At 47.5% G+C, this 23636-nt stretch carries 21 protein-coding genes and 2 pseudogenes; 1 reads left to right on the top strand and 22 read right to left on the bottom strand.

What is annotated here, in order from left to right; all coding sequences use genetic code 11:
* The first annotated feature begins 11 nt into the window (after positions 1-11).
* Positions 12-863 (top strand): helix-turn-helix transcriptional regulator, encoded by an 852-nt coding sequence (locus QF041_RS26575; RefSeq protein WP_307416253.1) that lies wholly within the window; start codon positions 12-14, stop codon positions 861-863.
* An 80-nt stretch (positions 864-943) separates the two neighbouring features.
* Here the strand turns inward: QF041_RS26575 and QF041_RS26570 are convergent, their stop codons facing one another.
* The 22 genes and pseudogenes from QF041_RS26570 to QF041_RS26465 all read right to left on the bottom strand — a co-directional run bounded on the left by QF041_RS26570 (position 944) and on the right by QF041_RS26465 (position 23548).
* Positions 944-1177, bottom strand: coding sequence for a helix-turn-helix domain-containing protein (locus tag QF041_RS26570; RefSeq protein WP_036605834.1), 234 nt, complete (start codon positions 1175-1177; stop codon positions 944-946).
* Between the two features lie 9 nt (positions 1178-1186).
* Positions 1187-1663, bottom strand: coding sequence for a DUF2975 domain-containing protein (locus tag QF041_RS26565; protein WP_076211191.1), 477 nt, complete (start codon positions 1661-1663; stop codon positions 1187-1189).
* 208 nt (positions 1664-1871) lie between these two features.
* The gene (locus QF041_RS26560; RefSeq protein WP_307416252.1) at positions 1872-2207 is read right to left on the bottom strand and encodes a DUF3024 domain-containing protein; all 336 of its coding nucleotides are present in this window, start codon (positions 2205-2207) and stop codon (positions 1872-1874) included.
* A gap of 42 nt (positions 2208-2249) precedes the next feature.
* Positions 2250-2519, bottom strand: coding sequence for a 30S ribosomal protein S14 (rpsN, locus tag QF041_RS26555; protein ID WP_036605831.1), 270 nt, complete (start codon positions 2517-2519; stop codon positions 2250-2252).
* Positions 2520-2838: 319 nt separating this feature from the next.
* Positions 2839-4036: pseudogene (locus QF041_RS26550) on the bottom strand (GTP-binding protein).
* Between the two features lie 530 nt (positions 4037-4566).
* Positions 4567-5826 (bottom strand): staphylopine family metallophore export MFS transporter CntE, encoded by a 1260-nt coding sequence (gene cntE / locus QF041_RS26545; RefSeq protein ID WP_373461365.1) that lies wholly within the window; start codon positions 5824-5826, stop codon positions 4567-4569.
* Positions 5823-7016 carry a staphylopine family metallophore export MFS transporter CntE gene (gene cntE, locus QF041_RS26540; RefSeq protein WP_307416251.1) on the bottom strand — a complete coding sequence of 398 codons (1194 nt, stop codon included), beginning with the start codon at positions 7014-7016 and terminating at the stop codon, positions 5823-5825. The genes cntE (QF041_RS26545) and cntE (QF041_RS26540) overlap by 4 nt, the downstream gene beginning before the upstream one ends.
* Before the next feature lie 14 nt (positions 7017-7030).
* Entirely contained in the window at positions 7031-7783 is a 753-nt protein-coding gene (locus tag QF041_RS26535) for an ABC transporter ATP-binding protein (protein ID WP_307416250.1), read from the bottom strand.
* On the bottom strand, positions 7784-8593 hold the full coding sequence (gene cntD / locus QF041_RS26530) for a staphylopine uptake ABC transporter ATP-binding protein CntD (protein ID WP_307416249.1): 810 nt from the start codon (positions 8591-8593) through the stop codon (positions 7784-7786). It abuts the gene before it with no gap.
* Positions 8574-9470 (bottom strand): staphylopine uptake ABC transporter permease subunit CntC, encoded by an 897-nt coding sequence (gene cntC / locus QF041_RS26525; RefSeq protein WP_307416248.1) that lies wholly within the window; start codon positions 9468-9470, stop codon positions 8574-8576. The genes cntD and cntC overlap by 20 nt, the downstream gene beginning before the upstream one ends.
* Positions 9470-10402, bottom strand: a complete 933-nt coding sequence (gene opp1B, locus QF041_RS26520) for a nickel/cobalt ABC transporter permease (protein ID WP_307416246.1) — start codon at positions 10400-10402, stop codon at positions 9470-9472. Before opp1B ends, cntC begins: the two co-directional genes overlap by 1 nt.
* 13 nt (positions 10403-10415) lie before the next feature.
* Positions 10416-12044: a staphylopine-dependent metal ABC transporter substrate-binding lipoprotein gene (gene cntA, locus QF041_RS26515; RefSeq protein ID WP_307416244.1), complete on the bottom strand. Its 1629-nt coding sequence runs from the start codon at positions 12042-12044 to the stop codon at positions 10416-10418.
* 238 nt (positions 12045-12282) lie between these two features.
* On the bottom strand, positions 12283-13569 hold the full coding sequence (locus tag QF041_RS26510; RefSeq protein ID WP_307416243.1) for an opine metallophore biosynthesis dehydrogenase: 1287 nt from the start codon (positions 13567-13569) through the stop codon (positions 12283-12285).
* 66 nt (positions 13570-13635) lie between these two features.
* On the bottom strand, positions 13636-14430 hold the full coding sequence (locus QF041_RS26505; protein ID WP_307416242.1) for an SAM-dependent methyltransferase: 795 nt from the start codon (positions 14428-14430) through the stop codon (positions 13636-13638).
* Between the two features lie 41 nt (positions 14431-14471).
* Positions 14472-15332 carry a histidine racemase CntK family protein gene (locus tag QF041_RS26500; protein WP_307416241.1) on the bottom strand — a complete coding sequence of 287 codons (861 nt, stop codon included), beginning with the start codon at positions 15330-15332 and terminating at the stop codon, positions 14472-14474.
* A gap of 304 nt (positions 15333-15636) precedes the next feature.
* Positions 15637-16863, bottom strand: a complete 1227-nt coding sequence (locus tag QF041_RS26495; RefSeq protein ID WP_307416239.1) for an amidohydrolase — start codon at positions 16861-16863, stop codon at positions 15637-15639.
* A 50-nt stretch (positions 16864-16913) separates the two neighbouring features.
* Positions 16914-17975 carry an LLM class flavin-dependent oxidoreductase gene (locus QF041_RS26490; RefSeq protein WP_307416238.1) on the bottom strand — a complete coding sequence of 354 codons (1062 nt, stop codon included), beginning with the start codon at positions 17973-17975 and terminating at the stop codon, positions 16914-16916.
* Between the two features lie 240 nt (positions 17976-18215).
* Positions 18216-19088: a LysR family transcriptional regulator gene (locus tag QF041_RS26485; RefSeq protein ID WP_076253264.1), complete on the bottom strand. Its 873-nt coding sequence runs from the start codon at positions 19086-19088 to the stop codon at positions 18216-18218.
* Between the two features lie 69 nt (positions 19089-19157).
* Positions 19158-19706, bottom strand: a complete 549-nt coding sequence (gene ssuE / locus QF041_RS26480) for an NADPH-dependent FMN reductase (protein WP_036605818.1) — start codon at positions 19704-19706, stop codon at positions 19158-19160.
* Positions 19707-19731: 25 nt separating this feature from the next.
* Positions 19732-20649, bottom strand: a complete 918-nt coding sequence (locus QF041_RS26475) for an ABC transporter permease (protein ID WP_307416236.1) — start codon at positions 20647-20649, stop codon at positions 19732-19734.
* Positions 20650-20709: 60 nt separating this feature from the next.
* Positions 20710-21643 (bottom strand): annotated as a pseudogene (locus QF041_RS26470) (ABC transporter permease).
* Between the two features lie 261 nt (positions 21644-21904).
* Entirely contained in the window at positions 21905-23548 is a 1644-nt protein-coding gene (locus QF041_RS26465; RefSeq protein WP_307416234.1) for an ABC transporter substrate-binding protein, read from the bottom strand.
* Positions 23549-23636: the final 88 nt, after the last annotated feature.

Raw genomic sequence — 23636 nt, 5'->3', positions numbered from 1 at the left:
GGAGGATGCACGTGAAAGAACACATCTTTCTCCCCAAGCCGGTTTTCCCCAGACATGTATGTTTTCCCGATTTTATTGGAGGGTACAGTGACTTTCCGAAGCATTATGTGAATCGGGAATATCGAACGAAAGATATCAACTTGGATCATTGCTATAACCTGCACCTTGTACTTGACGGTAAAGGATTCCTGGACACTGGAACCACTTGTTATGAGCTAACGCGTGGACAGGGATTCCTCTATGGTCCCGGTCTTAGACAAACCTACTATTCAGATTCGGATGAGCCTTGGAATATTCGTTGGATTCACTTTTACGGCGTTCGTCTCGAAGAGCTATTAAATGGAAAAGGGGTTGACGAGCCGTGGCTGTTTCAATGTTCCAACCTCCCGGTGATTACCAAGCTGATGGATCGATTACTGGAGCTAGGCAGAGGCTATCAAGTGGAGGACGAGCACAGCATGGCAGCAACATTATATGAGCTTCTGACCCGATTGCAATCCGCAGCGAGTCAAATCAATGTTTCTTTAAATCACACTTCCGAGCGAATTCGTGAAGCAGGGAATTATATTCGCTCTCATAGTAATGAGCACATCACACTTGACCATGCTGCCGGGATTGCCGGATACAGTACAACATACTTTAGCCGCAAGTTCAGTCAGACGTTTGGCATCTCCTTCCCGGAATTCCTCTTGGAATCCAGGCTACTACATGCGAAACAGCTGCTCGCAACAACCAACCTTTCCATTAAACAAATTACGCTGGAAACGGGATTTTCACAGTCAAGCTACTTCATCCGCTGTTTTAAAACCCAGGAAAACGTAACACCTATGCAATTCCGTATGATGCACAATCATTCGTTATAGGGCACGGGACGTATTCCTTGAACAAGCTGATGCAAAAAAATACTCTGCATATAACATGCAGAGTATTTTTCGTTCATTTTTTATATAAGTTCATTTGTATCTTCGTCCTCGTCAGCCTTATATTCCAATATATCTCCAGGCTGACAATCCAGTGCTTTACAGATGGCATCCAGAGTGGATAAACGGATCGCTTTGGCTTTTCCTGTTTTTAATATGGAAATATTGGCGATCGTGATCTCAACTCTTTCGGCAAGCTCGGTAACCGTCATTTTCCGCTTTGCCAACATCACATCAATATTGATTATAATGGCCATATATTCACCTCAGACCACTAGGTCATTTTCTGATTTGATATCAATCGCTTCCTGTAACAATCTTTGGAGCACAGCGGAAAATACTGCAATGACCAATGAAGCAAAAACAGGAACCATCCCCATAAGAATGAGGCCTGGGGCATCATCTTTCTCTGCTACAACATACACAAATGGCAACATCACAAAATAGAGACTACTGATTACAATAGCACAATATTTTATTGTTTTTAAGGATTTCACCGACATTAGAGAGAATGCTTCATTTTTGTCGATGTAACTTAGCAGACGGAATGCTTGATACAGTGCAACAATAAACGGAATAACGGACACATACATAATAATCACTATGGGGTATAGTGCACCTGCATAATTCGGATTCACCGGGTTGTTTGCTAACCAGGGTATGCCGAATATACATAAGGCAAGAATGGGAACACCAATAAGTAACACAGCCAATTTTAAAAAGAGGGTCGTACCTCGCTTCACAAAAAGCACCTCACTTGTTTTAAGTGATATGAATTTATCATATTATTTATCGTTTTACAATAAATTTTTATTGTAAAACGGATTTTATTTAGTTCTTTTGCCCATTAAAGAAGGAAGATCAAAAGATCGTCCCCTCTTTACTTCAGTGATCCTTGGACACAAAAAAAGCCCAAAGATAGCCACTGAATGTGGTTATCTTTGAACTCGCTCACGTACGCCAGAACAGTCCAGCCTCATCCTGTTCCACCTGCTCGAGCACATTCTCAAAATCGGAACAAGGTGTAATAACATCTACCGGATTCCAGCTGCTCTGTTCATCTCTGGCATACACCTTCCACTGATTATCTTCCCAGTAAAATCGGGCAATATGCATCTTATCCCATTGATACCGTTCCTCGGCGGGTCTTTCTTCGGTCAGGATCAATTCATTGTCATTCATCTCATATGTCAACTTCACCATCGTACGTAGTGGCGAAGGAACCTTCTCATGAATATATCCGTTCATTACGGACTGAATCCTTTTTAGTGTAAACAAGTCCAACATGAAGATGCACATCCTTTCAGCAAAATACCACCCTTAATCATTTTACCAGCTGGATTTCGTTACACCAGGAATCTGTCCTTGATGGGCCAATTCACGGAACTTAATCCGAGATACCTTGAACTTGCGTAGATAACCCCGCGGGCGGCCTGTCACTTCACAACGGTTTTTCAAACGAGTCGGAGATGCATTCCGCGGCAATTTCTGCAATGCTTCATAATCCCCTTTTTCCTTCAACTCCCGGCGCAGGTCCGCATATTTTGCCACGATCGCCTGACGTTGCTTCTCACGTACCACTTTAGATTTTTTAGCCATGAATTACAGCTCCTTATTGATTGAATTTATGTTTATTTATCTATATAAATTGAACTAAAGAATATTTACACTGCACACTCCGATGACAGAACAACCTTCCGATCGCTGTTATCCCCAGATTTTTTTGATTCCTTTTACAAAGGATAAATCCGGGGATAGCGTATGCTTCCGATGTAGCTTTCTTACAGAAAGCTTGTAGGCGAACGCTCCGCTTCTTCAGGTTTTTTCTGTCCTCTCCGTTTTGTGTAAATGTTTATTTCAATTTATATAGATGTGGTTATATAGCGTTACTCCAAATTCAGAACCATCAACTTCCCAGTTATACGACTTCCACAGGCCATGGCAGTGGATTGTCGAAATGGCCCCAGTCAGCCAGCATTTCTTCATCACTAAGCAGGCACTGGTCCAGCTCATCTTCAATGCTCGCACGTTCCATTTCGATCCCAATCATAACAAGCTCCGTCTGACGATCTCCCCACTGGGCATCCCATTTCTCCAGAACATCCGGTTCGTTACGTAAAATCTCTTCTTTGTCCGCTTCTGGCAACGCCGCGACCCAATGTCCCGCAGGACCGAACTGAATGGATGGCCCTGCCTGACTGAGGCTTGCAGCAACGTCCCCTTCAGCCGCGAGCCATACTAAGCCTTTGGCACGTACCACTTCTTCCGGCCAGTAACTCATGAACTCAGCCAGACGGGAAGGATGGAATGGCTTTCTGCGGCGATAAACGAAGGAACCAATGCCATATTCCTCGGTTTCCGGTGTATGCGACTCCTTCTCCAGTTCCTGAATCCATCCAGCGGACATGCTCACCTTCTCAAAATCAAATCGGCCTGTATTTAGAATCTCGGACGGATTCACCTGTCCATTCTCGGTCCGAATGATCTTGGCGTTAGGCTGTAACTTGCGGATGATACCTTCGAGCTTGTTCAGCTCGGTGTCATCGACCAGATCACATTTGTTCAGCAGCAGTACATCACAGGTTTCGATCTGATCGATCAACAAGTCTACGACGTCACGGGTGTCCTCATCTCCGGTCGCCTGGTTACGATCCAGAAGACTCTGCCCTGATCCAAAATCATGCCAGAATCGATTGGCATCCACCACCGTTACCAGACAATCCAATCGGGCTAGGCTAGTCAGATCAATACCCGACTCCTCATCGGCGTATGTAAAGGTCTGTGCAACTGGAACAGGTTCACTGATGCCGGTGGATTCGATCAAAATATAGTCATACTTGCCTTCGTTCACCAGCTTCTCAATCTCTTGCATCAGATCATCCCGCAAGGTGCAGCAGATACAGCCGTTCGACAACTCCACCAGTTTCTCTTCGGTTCGAGACAAGGTTTGCCTCCCCCTTAACCAGCGCAGCATCAATGTTCACCTCACTCATGTCGTTGACGATCACCGCAACTTTGAGTCCCTGTCTGTTGTTCAACACATGATTCAAAACCGTCGTTTTCCCTGAACCGAGGTAACCACTCAGTACGGTTACCGGAACTTGCTTTTGTGTCATAGAAATCTACTCCTTATATGTGCAGTCTGTGTAATTCAGACTTTAATAGTAATTATTACGATTAACAACAATGACTATAATCCTGTTGGACGGTCGTTGTCAAACTATTTTTGATTCAATCTGCAAAAAAACAAAAAAAAGGCTGATGACCGGCCCTTGCACTTTCGCAACCTGAGGATACGTTTTGGCAAGAAGTGAGTCATAAACCTCCTCTGTAAATGTTAGCATTACATGCGGGATAGGCTAGACAGCGGACTATATCAATATAAATTAGAAGTACGCCTGTACCGCGACAGATTCAACAAAGCTATATAGATTGAACTGAACATTTACACGAAACGGAGAGGACAGAAAGAACCTGAAGAAGCGGAGCTACAAGCTTTCTGTAGGAAAGCTACTTCGAAAGCATACACTTCGCCTACAAGCTTTCTGCAAGAAAGCTACATCGGAAGCATACGCTATCCCCGGATTTAACCTTATAAAAAGGAACCAAAAAATCTGGGGATAACAGCGATCGGAAGGTTGTTCTGTCATCGCACAGAACTGGTCTTATTCCCCGCTTCCATTCGTTGCCTGAAAACCAACACCGGGAGCATAGCCGCAATAGAGAGCAACGTGCAGATCATAAACATGGTCGAATACGAACTTACCTGTACAATAAGCCCCATCGCCAGTCCACCCAGAGAGAATCCAAGGTCATACGAGGACATGAAGATCCCCATGAGTACATATCTGGAATCCGCAGGCAGCACAAAAGACAGATATGTGGTTAATGTCGGGTACAACAGTGCCAGGGCAAAGCCGCTGAACACCGCGGAGAGATACACCAATGGCCCGATGATCTCCATCAGACTGAGCAACTGGGTTCCCAGTGCAGCACACAGCATTAAGCCTGCCATCAGCCAAGTATTCCAGCTACCGTCGGACGGGATTTTTTTGCGCAGAATGAATCTGCACAGGATCACAACCAATCCCTGAATCGTCAGAAATACCCCTGCACTCGCCATTCCGGTGGATACCATATACAGGGGAAGAAAGGTCGCTGTCGCCCCAAAGACGCAGGATGCAAACAGCATCACCACACTGCTGATCAGCAGTGGCGTGCTGCGCCAGATGCCGCCAAATGAACGAAACATGTCGCCCAAGGTGTACGATTTGTTCTGCACGGTACTCCGCGGCAGATCCACATTATATCCAATCAGAAGTGGCAGCGCCGCCAGTCCAATCATCAGCAGCGTAAACGCCAGATCACTGGCATTTTCCCAGATTTGTATAGCAAGGATCGGAATGACCAGAGAAGGAACCATTGTAAAAAGGGTGTACATGGACAACCCTTGTGCCCGGTCTTTGTCCTCCAGCTTTTCCACAATGCCTGCCTGCATCGTCATGGAGAAAAAGGCCGTTGCCACCCCTTGCAGGGCTCGCAACCACAGATACGTCTCCACACCAAAAACAACAAACAGCAGCAGCGTACCCGCATGCAAAAGTAATAGCCATTGCATCACTCGGAGCGGCCCATGCTTACCCAGCAGCTGTGCTGCAAAAGGTCTCAAGAGCATACAGGTGAACATATATGCCCCCATCATCAGACCAATCTCAGCCTGGTTCAATCCGGCGGCTTCGCTTCGCAAAGGCAGAATAATCGTCAAAGCTGAATTCGCTGCAAAAAATAAAAAGGCCAGCATATAAAACCGTATAAACGAAAAGGATACCGGATTTAATTTTCCATTGGATGTTGCATTCATCGAAGACTTCAAACGTTCGTCACCACTTTCTCTTCTGGCCGTCAACTCACAGATGTACCTGTCACGGGTCTCCGCCGTTCATAGGCAAAAACGATCATTACCGCTCCTAGGATAGCACACATCATGTACATAAATGAATAGGAAGAGAAGTCAGCGACGGGTCCCATAATTACCCCACCCAGAGAAATACCCAGATCCGCCATCGCGATAAATAACCCGATCAGGACGTTCCGGTTCAGTTTAGGCAATACAAAAGATAAATAGGTCGTGAGTGTCGGATACAGGATCGCCTGACCGATTCCCATGCACACAGCACCCACATAGAAAAAGACCACTCCGCCTGTCACGGCAAAACTGACACATTGCGCAGCTACGGCGAGCAGACACATGGTGCCCATGATGAAAGGAGAATGCCAACTGCCATCGGAAGGAATCCTTTTTCGGAGCATAATTCGAGCCAGCACCACCGTTCCTGCCTGAAGCATCAGATACACACCCGCATTCCCATTGGGTACTTGGCTCGCATACAGCGGAATAAAGGTCGTAATTGCACCAAATACAACGGAAGCCACAAGCATCAATACACTGCATCGAAACAGAAACGGATTTTTCACCAACTGAGCAAAGGATTCCCACATACTCACGTTCTGCTCCGAAAGATTCTCAGCAGGTTGCTCCTTGTTTGGTTCCATTTTGGCGGTATATCCGAAGACGCCCGTACAGACGGCAATGCCGATCAGAACCACTGTAAAATAATCCATACCACCCGTCTGCCAGATTCCTAACGCGATAACAGGCCCCACGATCCCCGGTATATAACTGAACAGCGAATAATACGAAATTCCCTGTGACCGATCTTTCTCCGGAAGTGCATCAATAATGCCAATCTGCAAGGCCATGGAGAAAAACGCTGTCGATACACCTTGTAAAATACGAGCAACCAAATAACCGCCGAGTCCCGTAAAGGTATATAAAATCAGCGCAAATCCATTGATAATCAGAATTAGACGCAATATCTTAATCGGACCATGCTTTTGAATAATCCGACCTGCCCAGGGTCTGAAGAACATCGTTGTGAACATATAAGCGCCCATGATCAGTCCAATCGTTGTACCGCTCGCACCCAAGGACTCCCCTTGTAATGGGATGATCACGTTAAGAATGGCATTGGCACTGAAATATAGAAGAACTAATATGTACAAGCGCAGAAAAGGCCAAGACATCGCTCCACTCACAATGGGTGTTCCCCCTAAAATGTAATTAAATGCTTCAATAATTTCTTCGCATAGTCTGACTGAACATCCTTTAGCTGCTCAATAGGAACGATCTCTTCAATCTGACCCTCTCTGAAAATGATAACCCTGTCACAGATATAAGCTGCCGCCTGTATATCATGCGTGATAAAGACATAGCTCAGCTTGTAGATTTCCTTAAGCTCTTTCAACAATTGCAGTACCTGAATCTGAACAGACACGTCCAGTGAACTGATCGCTTCATCAAACACGATGCATTTGGGAGCGGTGGAGATGGCCCTGGCTATGCACACTCTCTGAGCCTCCCCGCCGGATAGTTCATGCGGATATTTGGATCTATAGGAAGGGTCCAGTCCAACTTGGTTCAGCAACAGATCCACCTTTTCTGAGTTGCCCTGATCCTTCCGCAGCTTCTGCTGCGCTTGCATAGGTTCCATAATGGCAGCTTCCACATTAAGAAATGGATTGATGGATGACGTATAATTTTGAAAAACGGCGCTAAGGTTACCCATCCGTACACGTCGATCCTGTACGTCTTTACCATCGAGCGAGATCGTTCCACGATCCGGGCGTTCAATGCCGAGGATCAGACGGCCCAACGTCGATTTGCCGCTTCCACTTTCACCGATGATGCCCAGACATTCGCCAGGCCGGCATTCAAAGGTAACTTGTTTCAAAACTTGTTGTCTGTGCTTGGAGAACAGTCCGCCTTGGTTATATGATTTTTCGATACCTTCCACCTTTAGCATCTATGAGTCCTCCTGCATCAACGCCTTAAAATGATTGCTCAGCTCCAACCGGGTAGAGACCAGATACTGCGTATAAGCATGCTCCGGCTCTGTCAAAACAGAATGCATGCTGCCGCGCTCGACGATCTTGCCGTCTTTCATGACCATCACGTCATCTGCAATCTTCTGAACGACGCCGAGATCATGGGAGATGAACATCATGGAACAGCCCATGCGTTCGCGTAATTGAATCAATTGCTCCACCACTTCATATTGGGAGATCGTATCCAGCGCCGTTGTTGGCTCATCCGCAATAATGAGATCGGGCTCAAGCACCAATGCCAGTGCAATCATGATTCGTTGCAGCATCCCACCGGACAGCTGATATGGATATTGATTCAGAATCTCGCGCGGATGTCTGAGCATGACGCTTTCCATAGCATTGATGATTTTCCGTTCAATCTCGCGGGTGTTCCAGCCAAAATGCTGCTGAAGCGTCTCCCCAATATGGACACCAATGACACAGGAGGGATCAAATGCACTCATTCCATTCTGCAAAATCATACACAGATGCTTGCCCCGCTTACGCCGCATCTCCGGTTCCGAAAGCTGGTTCAGGTCTTCGCCCTGAAATAACATTGTGCCCGATTGGCGAATCCATGGCTTGTTCAGTCGCATAATAGCCCTGCACGTAACGGACTTCCCGCTACCACTTTCCCCCACAATGGCCATACAGCTTCCCTGCTTAACTTCGAATGAACTGTTATGAATGATCACTTTGCCTGTATTGGTATCCCATACTTTCAAATGTTCAACCTCGACTATATTCATAAGCCGTCTTTCTCACCTCACTTTCGTAAGACTTGTCAGACTTACCTTGAGAGGTCATCAATTTGGGGTCCAGAGCCACTTGAAGGGCATCCGATAAAAAATTAAAAGCAGACACCACCACCACAATGGCCAGGCCTGGTGCCAACATCAATTCAGGTCTGGAGAACATGACTTCCCTCGCCTCATTGAGCATCATCCCCCACTCCGCATGCGGAGCCTGGATTCCAAGCCCCAGAAAGGAAAGGCCGGAGATCTGCAACATCATCGAACACATGGAACCACTGGCAATGACAGCAATATCGGCAAAGGTAACCGGAACAATATGTTTGGTTATAATTCTCAGATTGAGTGTGCCGGAGGCTTTGGCGAATTTCACATAATCCATATCGGAGAATTGCATCACAGACGTTCGAATAACGCGGGCAAACCACGCCCATTTCATCCACACAAAGGCAATCAAAATATTCTCCAGTCCTGCACCCAGAATGCCAACCACCGCCAGTGTCATTACGTATCCGGGAAAAGACAGCATAATGTCACAGACTCTCATGATCCATGCATCCACTTTCCCCTTGAAGTACCCTGCGATGAATCCAACAATGGCCCCGATCAGAACAGACAGACTTAACGCAACCAGAACCCATAACACACTTGGACGGATACCATAGATAAGCCGGGATAATACACATCTGCCCAGATGATCATTGCCTAATAGATACTCCCAGGATGAGGAGGCATAACGAAGCTTCATATTCACTTGTCCAGGATCATGCGGCGCAATAAGAGGGGCGAAAATGCCCGCTATAATCATGACGATAATTACCATCAAAGAGGTCAACGCAAGCTTGTCTTTGCGCAGATTTTTCAATATTCGCATCAGAATTCCTTTCTCAAACGGGGATTCATCGCCGCATTAATGATGTCGGATAACGTGTTAAACAAGACAAAGGTGACAGCCAACATCAGAACATACGCCTGAATAATCGGAAAATCCCTGCTTAAAATGGATTTCACGCTGAGCCTCCCGAGCCCCGGCCAGGCAAATACATTTTCGATGACTACCGTACTGCCCAACACGATCGGGATCGCCATACAAAAGATGGACACAGCCACCTGTAATGAATTTCTCAGAATATGCAGGGTAACTTTCTTCTCACTCAAACCACTTGCCCGTGCATATAACACATAGTCCTCATTCATATTGCTCAGCATGGAACTTCGAACCGTTCGGAAGTAAATGCCCGTATAACTCACCGTGATTACAATCACCGGTAGAATGTAGCTTCGATACGAGTCCATGCCGCTGGTAGGTAACAGGTCCAGCTTGACGGAAAAATACCAGATCATCATGGCTGCAAGCCAGTAGGATGGCATGGCGGTAAGGAAAAAGGAAGTACCTCTGACCGATCGATCCAGCAGCGTGCCTTCTCTCATGGCACAGATCACACCCAGCAGAATGGACAGCGCAATAATGAATACCGATGAGACAAGCGTTAACTTCAATGTGTTCATAAAAGCCGGCCCCATCAGAGACCACACCGGTTCACCCGATACATATGAGTTGCCGAAGTCCAACTGCAAAACAGCCCTAATCCAGTTCACATACTGGATCATGAACGGCTGATCAAACCCCAATGCCTTGTTGGTCTGGGCAATTAATTCCTCTGTGATCTGCGGAACTTCCTGTGCCTGTAACACAACAACCGCCGGGTCCAAGGGAGATAGATTAATCAGAACAAACGTTATAAATGAAATGATAATCAGTAAAGGGATGGTTAACAGAATCCTTTTGACGATATAACTTCCCATATCCATCTCCGCTCTATTTAAAATTCATTTGTTCAAATGGCAGTTCATATTGGGTCTGCTTAAATGAGATTCCATTAAGATTCTCGGGAGCGACTACGGTGACACGTCCGTTGGTAATCGGGATGAACAACGCTTCATCATGGACGATCTTCATAATGTCGGCATACAGGGATTGGCGTGAAGCCTCATCCGTGGAAACCATGACCTCATCGATTTTTTTGTACAGTTCATCTGCTTGGGCAATTCCGCTTGTTGTATGCTTGTATGCCGAATCTGATGTAAATGCAGCAATGGTACTCTGTGGATCATAGGCCAATCCCCAGGTTTGATTAAAGAGCAGATCATATTCCCCGGTAGCTCTCCGATTCGCAATGGAAGTGGACTCTTCGCCCAATATTTCAAGCTGAATCCCCAATTCTTTCATGGAATACTGAATCATTTCGGCCTGTATTTTCTGTGAAGACGAGTTGCTGTCATAGTATAATTTCATGGCTAAAGGCTGACCGTTCTTCGTTCTCACACCTTCACCATCTGCCAATGTCCAGCCAGCTTGGTCCAGAAGATTTTTAGCCAATTCCGGATCATACTCCCGTTTCTTAAGGTCTACCTTGGCGTAATTGACATTGGCTGAAAATAGCGTGTCCGCTACAGTCTGCGTTCCGTTGAAAATATCTTTACTGATCGTTTCCCGATCAATGCCCACCCATAACGCTTCCCGCACTGCCGTTTCCTGAACCGGACTATTCTCGCGACTGCTATTGGCTACGATCATATTGGTATTCATCGCTTCACTTCGAACCACTTGATAATCACCGGATTCAGCCAATTGGTCCATGGCCTCCACATCGATACTATCTGCTCCCCGGTCATCGGTGAACACAAAGTTGATCTCTCCCTTTTGCAATGCCAGGAATGTCGTTTCACCTGCCGGAAGAACCTTGGATGTGATCTTCTTGATTGCAGGTGCACCACCCCAATAGTCTTCATTGGCTTCAAACGTGGCATTCTCTTCGACTTTATGAGCAGTAAGCTTGTAAGGTCCTGTGCCGTGGAAACCACTTACTCCGTCTTTGGTTCCGCCATCCTTGAAATCCTTGGGTGATATGAAGACGTAAGGTCTTGTCATGGACAATTCCACTAGTGCCGGATAATAGGCTTCCGACAGCGTTAGCTCCACCGTATGCTCATCGATTACCTTTACACTCGTGATTTTGGTAGACAGCTTGATCCAGGCATGTTTTTCGGCATTCGCCTGTACTGCATCGATATTTTGTTTAACTGCCTCTGCGTTGAACGACTCTCCATCATGGAATTTCACATCTTGTCGCAGATGAAAAGTATACGTCTTGCCATCCTCGGAGATATCCCATGATTCAGCCAGCAATGGCTTGATCCCGTCAGGCGTGTTTTCCACCAGTGACTCGTATACCATCCCTTGTGCAGGCATGGAACCCGTGTACAGATGGGGGTTCATATCATTAATATCTTTGGCAGAAGCATAGATAAGTTCAGTTTGTACCTGGCTATTGGCAGGCTCCGTTTGGGCGCTCTCTTTCTCTTTTGTGCTCTGAGCGCATCCGGCGAGCAGCGCAATGGCAGACACCAGCAATAGTATGGATGTAAAAGTAAGACCCTTTTTCACAACATTTCCTCCTGATGATGAAATTACAAGCAGACCTTGTAGGTTACATCGGGCAACTCCGATTGCAGTACCATCTTCCGATCGCTGTTATCCCCAGATTTTATTGATCTCTTTTCCAAAGAGAAAATCCGGGGATAAATGCGACCGCTTCGCTTCTTCAGATTGGTTCTGCACTCTTCGTTATGATGTAAACATCAGATTCAACTTGATTAATTTGAGATGTAATTAACCCTATTACTCAAAGTCCGGTGCAGATCATGCGGATATCCTCGTCAAAGGATTGGATCACAAAGGCATCGGACAAGCGCTGATTCGGGTGTGCGTCAGCCACTTCCTGAATCTTCGCCTCATACCTGGCGATAAATTGATCAATGGTTGGACAGCTCACATCAAGATGTCTGGCAATGCCCTGAATGATTTTGATGCGGTAGTAATCTTCCTTGGGCATACGGGGAATATCCAGCTCCCCTTCGTGGTTCATGAACGTTTTACGGAATGGGACTGCTGAAAAGTCAAAATATTTCCCTTTCGAATCGGGTTCCGAGAATGGATCAATCAATAATGAGGTGTACCGTATGTATAATAAATACTCTTGATGAATGACCTGCAGCTGATTGAAATTCTCGATATCCTGGCGTGATATACTCTCTAATCGAACCGGATAGTTGTCATCCGTCATGAATTGGAGCAGGTTGACTCCCTGAATATCAAGTCGGTCCGTAATATTCATAATCTCCTGCCACTGCGCCCGCATATCCCGAATCAAAACTTGTGTAATCGGACCTTCAGGATACATCTTGTATACGTATTTCTGAGTATCCGATGCTCCAAAGATGGCTTCTAATGAGAAGTCATTCATGAACAAGGGCGGATGCACGTACAACGAGATATTTCTCGTTTCCGCCTCCAGTGGGGATCGCATCACTTCCAGCGCAACACCCAAACGCTCATAACCTTGGCGTAGCTTACTAACCTGTTCAGACGGGTAACGAGTGGAACCGACATAGACCTTTTTTTTGACCCCTGTAGTAATCACATGATTCGACGGATGTACGTGCATCCAACGGGTATCTCCAAGGTAGGTAGAGAAACTGATCACTTCCGGCTCTGCATTCCGCTCTCTCATATAATGGGTCACGAGTCGATTCGACCCAAACGTTGGAGAAATCAAAATGATACATTTCAGTTGTTTGATGAATTCATCATTCATTTGTTCCAATACATCGATATAAGCATCCGTTGTTACAGCCAAAATGATTGTGTCCCATTCGCCCTCAATGGTGTCATATCCCTTGAACACATGATCAACGTAACACTCACCTGCGAGCGATTGATGTTTCTCATTTTGAATGCTAACCTGAATACGTTGATTACTCTCTTCAAGGGCTGAAAAAATCGATGCTGAACGAACCGATTGTCTCCCCGCAATGCCTATACAGCAGTTGAGATGGTCTTTGAGTGTTACCGCAAGCTGAATGGAAACAGGTCCGGTTCCGAGTATCAGAATTCGCTGAAGATTGCTCATATATGCCTCCTATATTCAAAGTTCAATCTGTAATCCATTTGGACGCACTTGGATGCACTTGCATACCTATGCTTTCTGGTACAACGCAATATCGAACACATCATCCGGGCGCAGGATCTTATCCACCAACTTCCACTTGCTGCTGTCCGTCTCTTTCATGGGATAATTGAACAAGGACTTCAACTGATCACCGTATCTCATGGCTACAACCACCTGCGCATTCGTCAGGGCATGCAGTTGATCAAGCAGCTCATATTTAGGGGCCACGGTAGAGCTGAAAATGATATGTGTTGCTTCCTTGGTATACTCCAGATTTTCAAGCAATGTTGACTCCAAACGAATCTTCAAACCCGCGCCCAGCGTCTCCACCACCTTCTGCCCGAGTCTAATGGATTCTTCATCAATATCGATCCCTACGACCTGTGCACCTGTTCGCTTGGCGATGAGTAAAGGTGTCATAGGGAATGAACCGGAGCCTACCAACAACACTCTGGAATCGGAGGTGACATGGAAGCTGCCAAATTCTTTATCGATACACTCTTCGATGTTTTTGAAATAATCGGCAATCTGCACATCCCCGTTCTCTAACTTCAATGCACGATATTTCTCCATGATCGCCACACACTGGGCCGATTTATTTCTTAGCTCCCACACAAGCGAATCCAGTTCTTCCAGCTCCGAATGCTCCAACTGTTCCCAGGCTGCCTTATTGTCCTGATCGGTCACAAAGTGGGAGTAGTCATTGATCACAGCCTCCAGCTCTGCACTATGCTGAATCGTATGATCATACTTGCTCGCGAGCTTATCAAATTTCTCTGCAAATTCACTCAAACATGTCTGAAAATGAACCAATGTGATCATTTCTTTTCCCCCAATACGTTGTCTCGATCATGTCATGTACCTCATGCGTTTATAACGCTCCATTCTGCTGGAGCATCTATGAAAGCCTTGCCCTGAGCCACGATGCCAACCGATCCCTCAATCGTAATTCTCCCAAGTTCTGCGCCATTCCACTGGACCGCTACTTTGATCGCACCACCAGGCTGCTTGATGTACTGCGTAATCTGACTCTGCTGGCTCCATGCGAGATAGGCTCCTACTGAGGCTGTACCCGAACCACACCCTCTCTCCCAGATCAGACTATCCAGCTCCGGAACATAGATGAGTGGGGCCATTTCTTCCAAGTGTGATTGATATAACAAGATACCGATCAGCTTATCTCCCAGTGTTAGTCCAAGTAATCTTGCAAGGGTCTGTGCCCTCTTCTTCATCGTATCGTCGAAGTCATCGACTTCGATCACGATATGGATGAACTCAGCGTACCGGATAATCACCATATCGAGTTCGATGCCTTCGTATCGGATTGTTCGTTGTTCGATCTGCTTTGGTATCGGCATGGTTACCTGGCAGTCATATTCGTTCTGCTGCTTCTTCACATGGCACATGATCAATTGATCGGTTCCGGAAACCTCCAACATGATATCCATAGATTCCTGATGTGCCAGTCCTGCTTCAGATGCGTGGTGTGCTGCAAGTGCCATACAGGCGTTGCCACAGAACTCGCCTCCGGCCATTTCCAGACGGGCCACAGCTTCCGGTCTCCTCGTTGGTTCGATGAATCCCACTTGTTCAGCGTAAACGTTATCATACGACATTAGACGAGTTGCAATATGATTGTATTTCTCTGCTGCATGATCCGTTTTAACCAGAATCGTCATGTTTTGAGTGGGACTGAACTTGATAAAATCGATCTCCTGTTTCATCGCAGCGACTACTCCTGTTCTTCTTTTTGTCTAATAGTAATTATTACGATTAAAGGTCGAGAAAAATATAGCACATCCTTTTGGGAAGCGTCAACAAATATTTCCATTAAAAAAATAAATTTAACAATACCTTTAGCTGCCCCTCCTGCAAGAAAACCCAAACAGAGCTGACGCTTCTGCACCAGCCCTAGCCATAACTACACCATCTAATAAAATTCAACAAATACGAAAAACGGTTGCCGTCGAACGGAACCGTTTCGATCTGGATATGTTCTGAATATGATCCAGTGATTCACTATACTCATCACTCTTGATGTGCTTGCACATTGTGCAGCGCCCGTTCAGCCAGTGCTGCCAGAAGATATGCTCCCAGCGGCAGAGCCCGTTCATCCACATCAAAGCCAGGATGATGCCACTCATGCGGGCCAGAGGTGCCCAGGAAGAGGAACAGGCCGGGAGCTTCTTTTTGATAAAAAGAGAAGTCCTCACCTGCTGGAGAAGGTAGCGGTCTAACACTGTTTAATCCAATCTCACTTGCAACTTGCTCCGCCGCAGATGCCAGTGCTTCATCGTTGACCACGGCAGGAGGTCCCTGAATCCAGCGAACCGTAGCCCGTGTGCCATAAGCTGCCGCCACACCGGCGACTACCTGATTGAAACGCTCGCGAATCCGTGCACGCACTTTCTCATCAAAAGTACGCACTGTGCCATCGAGTATCGCTTCATCGGGAATAACGTTCCAGGCTGTGCCGCTGTGGAGCTTGGTGACACTGATTACAGCACTCTCCTGTGCTCCCACATTGCGACTCACAATGGACTGTAATGCCGTAACAATATGTGCGGCAACCACGATTGGATCAATGCCGGCTTCAGGTACGGCTGCATGGGTGCCTACACCTTCCACTTTGACAACAAAACCGTCTGCTGCTGCCATCAATGCGCCTTCCCGAATACCCACCGTACCTACCTGAAGATCAGGCTTATTATGCAACCCAAATACGGCCCGTACATCGGACAATGCACCACTCTGGATCACTTGCCGAGCACCCGTTGCTTTTTCCTCCGATGGCTGGAATATCAACCGTACTTTTCCCGGTAGAATGGACTCGCGCTGTTTCAGTAATCGTGCAGCACCGATCAGAATTGCCGTGTGTGCGTCATGTCCGCATGCGTGCATCTTTCCATCTACCTGGGAGGCAAATTCAAGTTTTGTCTCTTCCTGAATAGGCAGCGCATCAATATCTGCTCTTAGGGCGACCACAGGTCCGTTCCCTTGGCCTACTTCAGCGACAAGCCCTGTCCGCAGCGCATATTCGTCTGCAATATGGACGCCTTCCTCTTCCAGCCAACTGCGAATGGCTGCCGTCGTCTCCTTTTCCTCGCCGGACAATTCCGGGTTACGATGCAGGTGTCGCCGAATGGTGATTAAACGTTCCGCAAATTCTTCCGCCCGTTCACCATGAAGTTCATGCTCGGGGCCCTGTACTTGTTGCTCAGAGTGCTGCTTAGGCTGTTCCAGATCACTTTTCATCACATGGCCTCCCATTCGTATATATTCACTGCTATATTAACTGCCTAATTCTATCCGATTGCAGCTTCCTGTTCCTTGGATTCCAGTGCAAATTCACTCAGTCCCTGCTCTGCCAGAATCTCACGCAACAATTCGAATGAACGAATTCGCTTGGTAAAGTCCCGTGTAGCTGTAGTCACAATGAACTCTTCTACAGCAAACTCCTGCTGGAACTTCAGCAGCGCCTGACCTACGCTTTCCTTTGTACCCCGGGTCACACTTGGCTCCAAAATCTCGATCCGATAGGTTTCGTTCGATTGACGTCCGAATTCTTCCGCCTGTTCCACAGAACCGACGGTCAGCACCTTCCCACTCTTCAGATGGATCTTCACCAGCATATGCTCGCTCGCTAGTCCTTCCGCTTCTTCCTCACTTTCGGCCACAATTAACGATATGGCTAGTGCAGCATAAGGCTCTCGTTCCTGGGAACGATCGAATTGTTCACGATATACACGGATCGCTTCAAGCGCTACCTCTATATTACTGTTAATGAACAGCGAAAAGACATATGGGAGTCCCAGTTCCGCAGCCATGCCCGCACTATCGACACTTGCTCCAAGTACGTACAGTTCCGCTGGAATGTCGGACACAGGCGAAGCGCTGAGACCTGCAAGTGGATGCGATTGATCTTCAAGCGGCTCATTGTGGATGTATCGTTTCACCTGAACAATTTTCTCTTGAAGAGATGCGGCTTCCTGAATACCTTCCTGCAACGCCTGTGTCGAACGTGGTAACCCGCCTGGTGCACGACCGATTCCCAGGTCAACTCTTCCTGGTCCGAGCGCTGCGAGGATATTGAAATTCTCGGCGACTTTGTATGGACTGTAATGCTGAAGCATTACTCCGCCAGACCCCAGACGAATCCGCTTCGTATGCGCAAGCAAGTGGGAGATGAGTACTTCCGGGGAGGAACCTGCAACATGCCCTGAATCATGGTGCTCCGATACCCAGAACCGATGGAATCCCAGCTGCTCTGCCCGCTGTGCCAGCTCAATCGTATGTCGAAAAGCATCCACCGCCGTTTCCCCTTCATAGATGGGAGTCTGATCCAAAATGCCAACACGAATACTCATATCCTTCTCCTCCTTGATTGTGCTGAACCACTATTCTTGAATCACTATCAAGTTGAACTGGAAATGTTACACTTTATCACTCCGATTGCAGTACCATCTTCCGATCACTCTTATCCCCAGATTTTCTTTACTCCCTTGGTTCAAGGGAAAAATCTGTTGATAAATGCGCACGCTTCGCTTCTTCAGATTGGTTCTGCACTCTCCGTTTTGGTGTAAAAGTCAGATTCAACCTTAGACGCTCTATAACTTCCGCAGCAGTTCCCCGAAGGGCTCTGCCAATGGCGAATATTCTTCTTTTAACGTGACGACGCTGATCTGCAACGATACACCTGCTACCTCATGTACCTGAATGGGGAACAGCTCCTGATTCTGCACTTCCTTCTTCACCGTGAGTCCCGGGAGAAAGGCAATGCCTGCCCCTTGCATAACCAGTTTCTTCGCCGTCTCCGAATTATCGACATGATATGTAATATTCGGCGGATGTTCCAGCGAGTCGAAAGCCCGGTGAATGCGAAGCCAGTCCAGTGAACCACATTCAAAAAAGACCAGTTGCTCATTCCGGATGGCTTCCATGCTGACATGCCCGCTCTCAATGAATGGATGCCCTTTATACACATAGAGCTGGATCGGATCTTCATAAAAAGCAACCGTACGGATCGCAGGATGCATGACCTTGCGCACAAAAGCAAGATCGATCTCCTGACCAAGCAGTTTGGCAATCAGCTGATCCGTCGTTGCTGTCGTTAGTTTGATGTTAATTTCGGGGTAAGCTTCCTTGATCTTGGGTAGAAAATCTGGAATGACATAGTTGGATACCGATACTGTACTACCGAGCCGAAGAGCATCCGGTGTTGATCGCCGTTGCTGAATCTTCTGCTTGCCCTTCTGAATCACTTGCAGCACTTGCTGCGCATACGGCAGGAATTTCCGACCTTCTTCTGTCAGCACGATTTGTTTGCCAAGCCGATCAAACAACTTGCAGCCCAGCTCCCTTTCCAGTGACTGAATGCGAGCTGTGACCGAAGGTTGGGACAAGAAGAGTACTTCGGCAGCCTTATTGAAGCTTCCATAATGATTGATATATACAAATGCTTCAATATTCTCGATATTCATGAGCGCCTCCGTATCCACGTCCGCAGACGTTTGATCTTATATTGATTTATCCAATATACTTACTTGGTTTTATGATATCGTAATCCCATCCTTTTCCAGTGTCAATATCAATTCATCCAGCGAGCGATCCAGACGTGTGGTAACGTCTGCCGAGAGTACAAATTTCCCATCATCCAGTCGTTCAATTCCCTGATCCACTGCATACACGCCACCCAAGATATGTCTTCCACCAAGGGCTGCCAGAACAGGCTTCAATGCATAATCAATGGCGAGCAGATGAGCAATGGAGCCACCAATAACGAGCGGAAGTGTCAACTTGCCCCGTAACCCTTCTTGCGGAATCAGATCCAGGAACAGCTTGAGTACTCCCGAGTACGATGCCTTGTATACCGGTGTAGCCACAATAACTGCATCCGCCGCTTCCACGACAGCAAGTGCATCACGAATGAATGAGCTGTCAAACCGGGCTTGCACCAGATCCTCAGCAGGCAGATCCACAACATGAATGACTTCAACGGTGATGCCTGCCTCCGTTAATTTCTGGCTGCTGTAATCCGTCAGACCTGTCAAACGCGAACGTTTGGAAGGTGATCCTGCAATAATGACAACATGTGACATGCATATCTCCTCCTTGGAATAGCGGTCAAGCCGCTCCTTTTACTTTGGGGTCCAGCCGATCGCGAATATCGTCGCCAATCAGATTAACCGCCAGTACAAACAAAGTGATCGCCAGACCCGGGAACGTACAGATCCACCAGGCAACCGTCAGATAACCTCTACCTTGCGAGAGCAATGCGCCCCAATCCGGTATTTCCTTCAACACCCCAAGTCCCAGAAAACTGAGTCCGGAACCCGTAAGAATTGATGTCCCTACGCCCAGCGTAGCCATGACCAGCAAGGGTGATAACGAATGTGGCAGTACATGTTTCCAGAAAATACGTGCATTGGAACCGCCCAGTGAACGGGTCGCTGTAATGAAAGGCAGACCTTTAACTGATATGACCTGACCACGCATCACCCGTGCGTAGCCCGGAATGGAGGAAACCGCAACAGCCAGTGCAATGTTCATCAGCCCTGGCCCGAGAGCAGCTGCAACAGACAATGCAAGGAGCACGCCGGGTACAGCCATCAGAATATCGACAGCCCGCATCGTGATGGTATCAACAATTCCTCCGGCATAACCGGAGATAATACCAAGAGCACTACCGACAATACCGCCCACAAGAACGGAAGCAAATCCAATGAGTAGCGAATCCCTGCTTCCATGCACAACCACACTGAAGATATCCCTGCCAAAATAGTCCGTCCCGAACAGATGCGCAGCAGAAGGAGCCTGCAGTATGGCATCCGTCATCATCTGAGTTGGATCATAGGGCGCAATCCAGCCGGGTACAATCGCACATGCCACGGTAAACACCACCACCAGCAATGCTGCATAAAAGAATAATCGGGATACCGCGAATGATACGCGATAGCGCCAAGGGCGGCGATTCCACAGACGGATACGTCCTACACTGCCGGCCCATGCTTTTTTGTCACCAGCCAAAGGTTTCATGCTCATGAGCAACAACTCCTCCTTTCATACTCCGCGTCAGGACACTTCTGACTGTTCCATCCAATATTATGTTCGGACTGCACGCCGAACCCGGGGATCAATGTACGAATACGAGATATCCACCAGCAGGTTCAAGACAACGTAGATGATAGATGTAAAGAAAACCACACCTTGCACCACTGGCAGATCCTTGGCCATCAGCGCATCCGCAATAATTCGGCCGATACCCCTGTCTGGAGAAGACGGTCTCCACAACCACGGTTCCCGCAAGCAGATCACCAATCAGCATGCCGATTACCGTTACAGCAGGAATAAGCGCATTACGCAGTGCATGACCATACATGATGGCGCGTTCCGAAAGTCCTTTGGCCCGTAATGCCACGATAAACGGTTCATTGATGACTTCCAGCATGCTGTTCCGCACCATTCGTACGATAAACCCTGCACCCACGAGACCCAGCGTGGCTGCCGGAAGAACCAGTGAGCTGAACCCGTCGGAACCCATCGCCGGGAACCAGCCAAGCTGCACCGAGAATAACAGGATGAGCAGTATCCCCGTCCAGAAGGTTGGCATGGAAATGCCGAACAGTCCAACGAGCCGGGCGACGAAATCAATCACGCCATTGCGATGAATCGCAGACAATACACCAAGTGTAATTCCAATCGTAATGGCAATGATCGAGCTGAGTGCGGTCAAAGCCAGCGTAGCCGGAAAATGTTCCAGGATTTTGGGCAGAACCGGATCCGAATTAATCATCGATTTGCCGAAATCACCACGCAGCATATCACCGAAATAATTCGCAAACTGGATATAAAACGGCTGATCCAGTCCAAGCTGGACCCGCAGATTCTCGATCATCTCCGGGGTAGCCGAGGACGGGTCCAGCATGAGCAGAACCGGATCACCCGGCAGAAGATACATGATGCAGTACACCAGCACCGAAGCTCCGAATATAACCAGGAGCGATGTTGCGAGTCGTGACAGTATCGTTTGAACCATACCGGGATATCTCCTTCCTGAATCTGGATTGGTCGTTCCTATAGTGCGTGTTCAAAAAGACCAGTTTTCAGTACCGAGAAGATGGAATGAAGCTAGAAATGGAGTAGCGGAGCGTAGGAAACTACGTGAGCAACTGAAATGTTTCCGAAGGAAACATCCTTCGTAAGCCCCCCGCTTATTTCGGCTGAATTTCATATTCGATGCTGATCATGCCATTAGGCATGACTCGTAATCAAAAGTGGACTTTTTGAACAACCTCTGTTAGGGCTGAATGCGGACGTCGTTAAAGAGTGGATACCCCAGCGAATCAAACTTGATGCCTTCGACCTTTTTGGATGCAGCGACGGTATACGGGAATACATAGATCGGCAGAATTACCGCTTGCTCAATCAGGTATTGCTGGATTTGATTGTAGATCTGAACACGTTTATCAGGATCCGTCTCGACCGCTCCCTGCTCTAACAGTTCATCGATCTTTGGATCAGACAAACCGGACAATGTCGGGCGCTCGCCCTCTGCACTCGTATGATAGAAAGCGTACAAGGCATTAGGATCAGAATTGACCTGACTGTTGCCATAGAGATCATAATCCCAGTTCTGATAGATGACTGTTGCGATATCTTTTGTAATCTCGACTTCAACGGCAATGCCAACCTGTTTCAACTGTTGTTGGATAATGGCGGCAATGTCATTGCGTTTCTCCCGATTGGGCGAACCATCGACATAACGCAGGGTCAGTTTCTGGCCGTCTTTGGCACGAATACCGTCAGCGCCTTTCACCCAGCCTTGTTCATCGAGCAGCTGATTGGCTTTGTTGATGTCCGGGTTAATGCTACCTTCCAGCGATGCATCATAACCCAGGATTCCAGGAGACAGTGCGGACCACGCACGTTCGTAGTTGCCCAGATACAATGTTTTGACAATCGATTCCACATCTACAGCGGATTGTACTGCCTGCCTTACTTTCACATCATCCCAAGGCGCTTTGCGCAGATTGAAAAAGAGTGTGTATGGCAGTCCAACTGTATTGGCCTGCAACAATTGCTGGTTCGGATCGTTTTTTAATGCAGCGATATTTTGCGGTGGAACCGTCTCGGCAGCGAGTACCTGACTACTCTGTACACTTCCAATACGCGTCGCTTCTTCCGGTACAATCTTGAATGTGATCGTATCCACATGTGGTGCAGCTTTATTTTCAACCGTCTCAGGTCCCCAGGTGTAATCCTTGTTTTTGGCAACGACGATATCCGCATTTTCATCCCATTTCACAAAGGTATACGGACCTGTGCCCACCGGATTTTTACCTAGCTGGTCACCATATTTTTGAGCAGCTGTAGGGGATACGATCCCCAGAAGTGCCTGGCTCAAGTTGCCAAGAAAGGCTTGCGATGGTGATTCCAGATTTACCTTGATGGTATATTCATCAATGACTTCGGAGGAGCTATAGGGTCTAATCAGGGCAAGGGAATTGGCAGCTTTGGTGGCCGGATCAATCACCCGGTCCAGATTGTATTTCACGGCTTCCGCATTAAACGGTGTACCATCATGGAACTTCACACCTTCACGCAGCTTGAACGTATAACTCTTGCCGTCTTTGGATACGCTCCATTCCGTGGCAAGCCAAGGTTTGATGGAACCATCAGGCAGCTGCACGACCAGATTGTCGTAGATCGTCCGGATGGCGCGTACCGTTACGGCAAGCCCACTACGATGAGGGTCAAGCGTATCCGGTGAAGTCGCGAGTGCAAAAGTCAGGTTGCCTCCTTCAGCTTGCCCGGCCTGATTCCCCCCCGAAGCCTGTGCTGCACCGTTCGTGCTGCCTCCCGCCGCTCCGCAACCGGATAATACCATCACCAATACTGCTGCCAATGCCATATATTTCATCCATGAGATAGACCTGTTCATATCGCTTCCCCCTCTGTGTATACAGGTGTCATTAAATTGATATACCAATACTCTATATATCCTATGAGTTAAGTCGGTTTTAAAGTAG

Origin of the sequence: Paenibacillus sp. W2I17, from assembly GCF_030815985.1 — a bacterium.
Taxonomy (GTDB): Bacteria; Bacillota; Bacilli; order Paenibacillales; family Paenibacillaceae; genus Paenibacillus.
The sequence above is the reverse complement of the archived record's forward strand: the minus strand, read 5'-3'. Positions and strand labels throughout refer to the sequence as shown.

Coding starts and splice junctions, on each gene's coding strand:
- QF041_RS26490 (WP_307416238.1), bottom strand. CDS start 17,975: ATGAGTATTCGTGTTGGCATTTTGGATCAGACTCCCATCTATGAAGGG.
- QF041_RS26570 (WP_036605834.1), bottom strand. CDS start 1,177: ATGGCCATTATAATCAATATTGATGTGATGTTGGCAAAGCGGAAAATG.
- cntC (WP_307416248.1), bottom strand. CDS start 9,470: ATGCGAATATTGAAAAATCTGCGCAAAGACAAGCTTGCGTTGACCTCT.
- QF041_RS26560 (WP_307416252.1), bottom strand. CDS start 2,207: ATGTTGGACTTGTTTACACTAAAAAGGATTCAGTCCGTAATGAACGGA.
- QF041_RS26500 (WP_307416241.1), bottom strand. CDS start 15,332: ATGAAACAGGAGATCGATTTTATCAAGTTCAGTCCCACTCAAAACATG.
- QF041_RS26485 (WP_076253264.1), bottom strand. CDS start 19,088: ATGAATATCGAGAATATTGAAGCATTTGTATATATCAATCATTATGGA.
- QF041_RS26495 (WP_307416239.1), bottom strand. CDS start 16,863: ATGAAAAGTGATCTGGAACAGCCTAAGCAGCACTCTGAGCAACAAGTA.
- opp1B (WP_307416246.1), bottom strand. CDS start 10,402: ATGGGAAGTTATATCGTCAAAAGGATTCTGTTAACCATCCCTTTACTG.
- QF041_RS26510 (WP_307416243.1), bottom strand. CDS start 13,569: ATGAGCAATCTTCAGCGAATTCTGATACTCGGAACCGGACCTGTTTCC.
- rpsN (WP_036605831.1), bottom strand. CDS start 2,519: ATGGCTAAAAAATCTAAAGTGGTACGTGAGAAGCAACGTCAGGCGATC.
- cntD (WP_307416249.1), bottom strand. CDS start 8,593: ATGAATATAGTCGAGGTTGAACATTTGAAAGTATGGGATACCAATACA.
- QF041_RS26505 (WP_307416242.1), bottom strand. CDS start 14,430: ATGATCACATTGGTTCATTTTCAGACATGTTTGAGTGAATTTGCAGAG.
- QF041_RS26475 (WP_307416236.1), bottom strand. CDS start 20,649: ATGAGCATGAAACCTTTGGCTGGTGACAAAAAAGCATGGGCCGGCAGT.
- QF041_RS26465 (WP_307416234.1), bottom strand. CDS start 23,548: ATGAACAGGTCTATCTCATGGATGAAATATATGGCATTGGCAGCAGTA.
- ssuE (WP_036605818.1), bottom strand. CDS start 19,706: ATGTCACATGTTGTCATTATTGCAGGATCACCTTCCAAACGTTCGCGT.
- QF041_RS26535 (WP_307416250.1), bottom strand. CDS start 7,783: ATGCTAAAGGTGGAAGGTATCGAAAAATCATATAACCAAGGCGGACTG.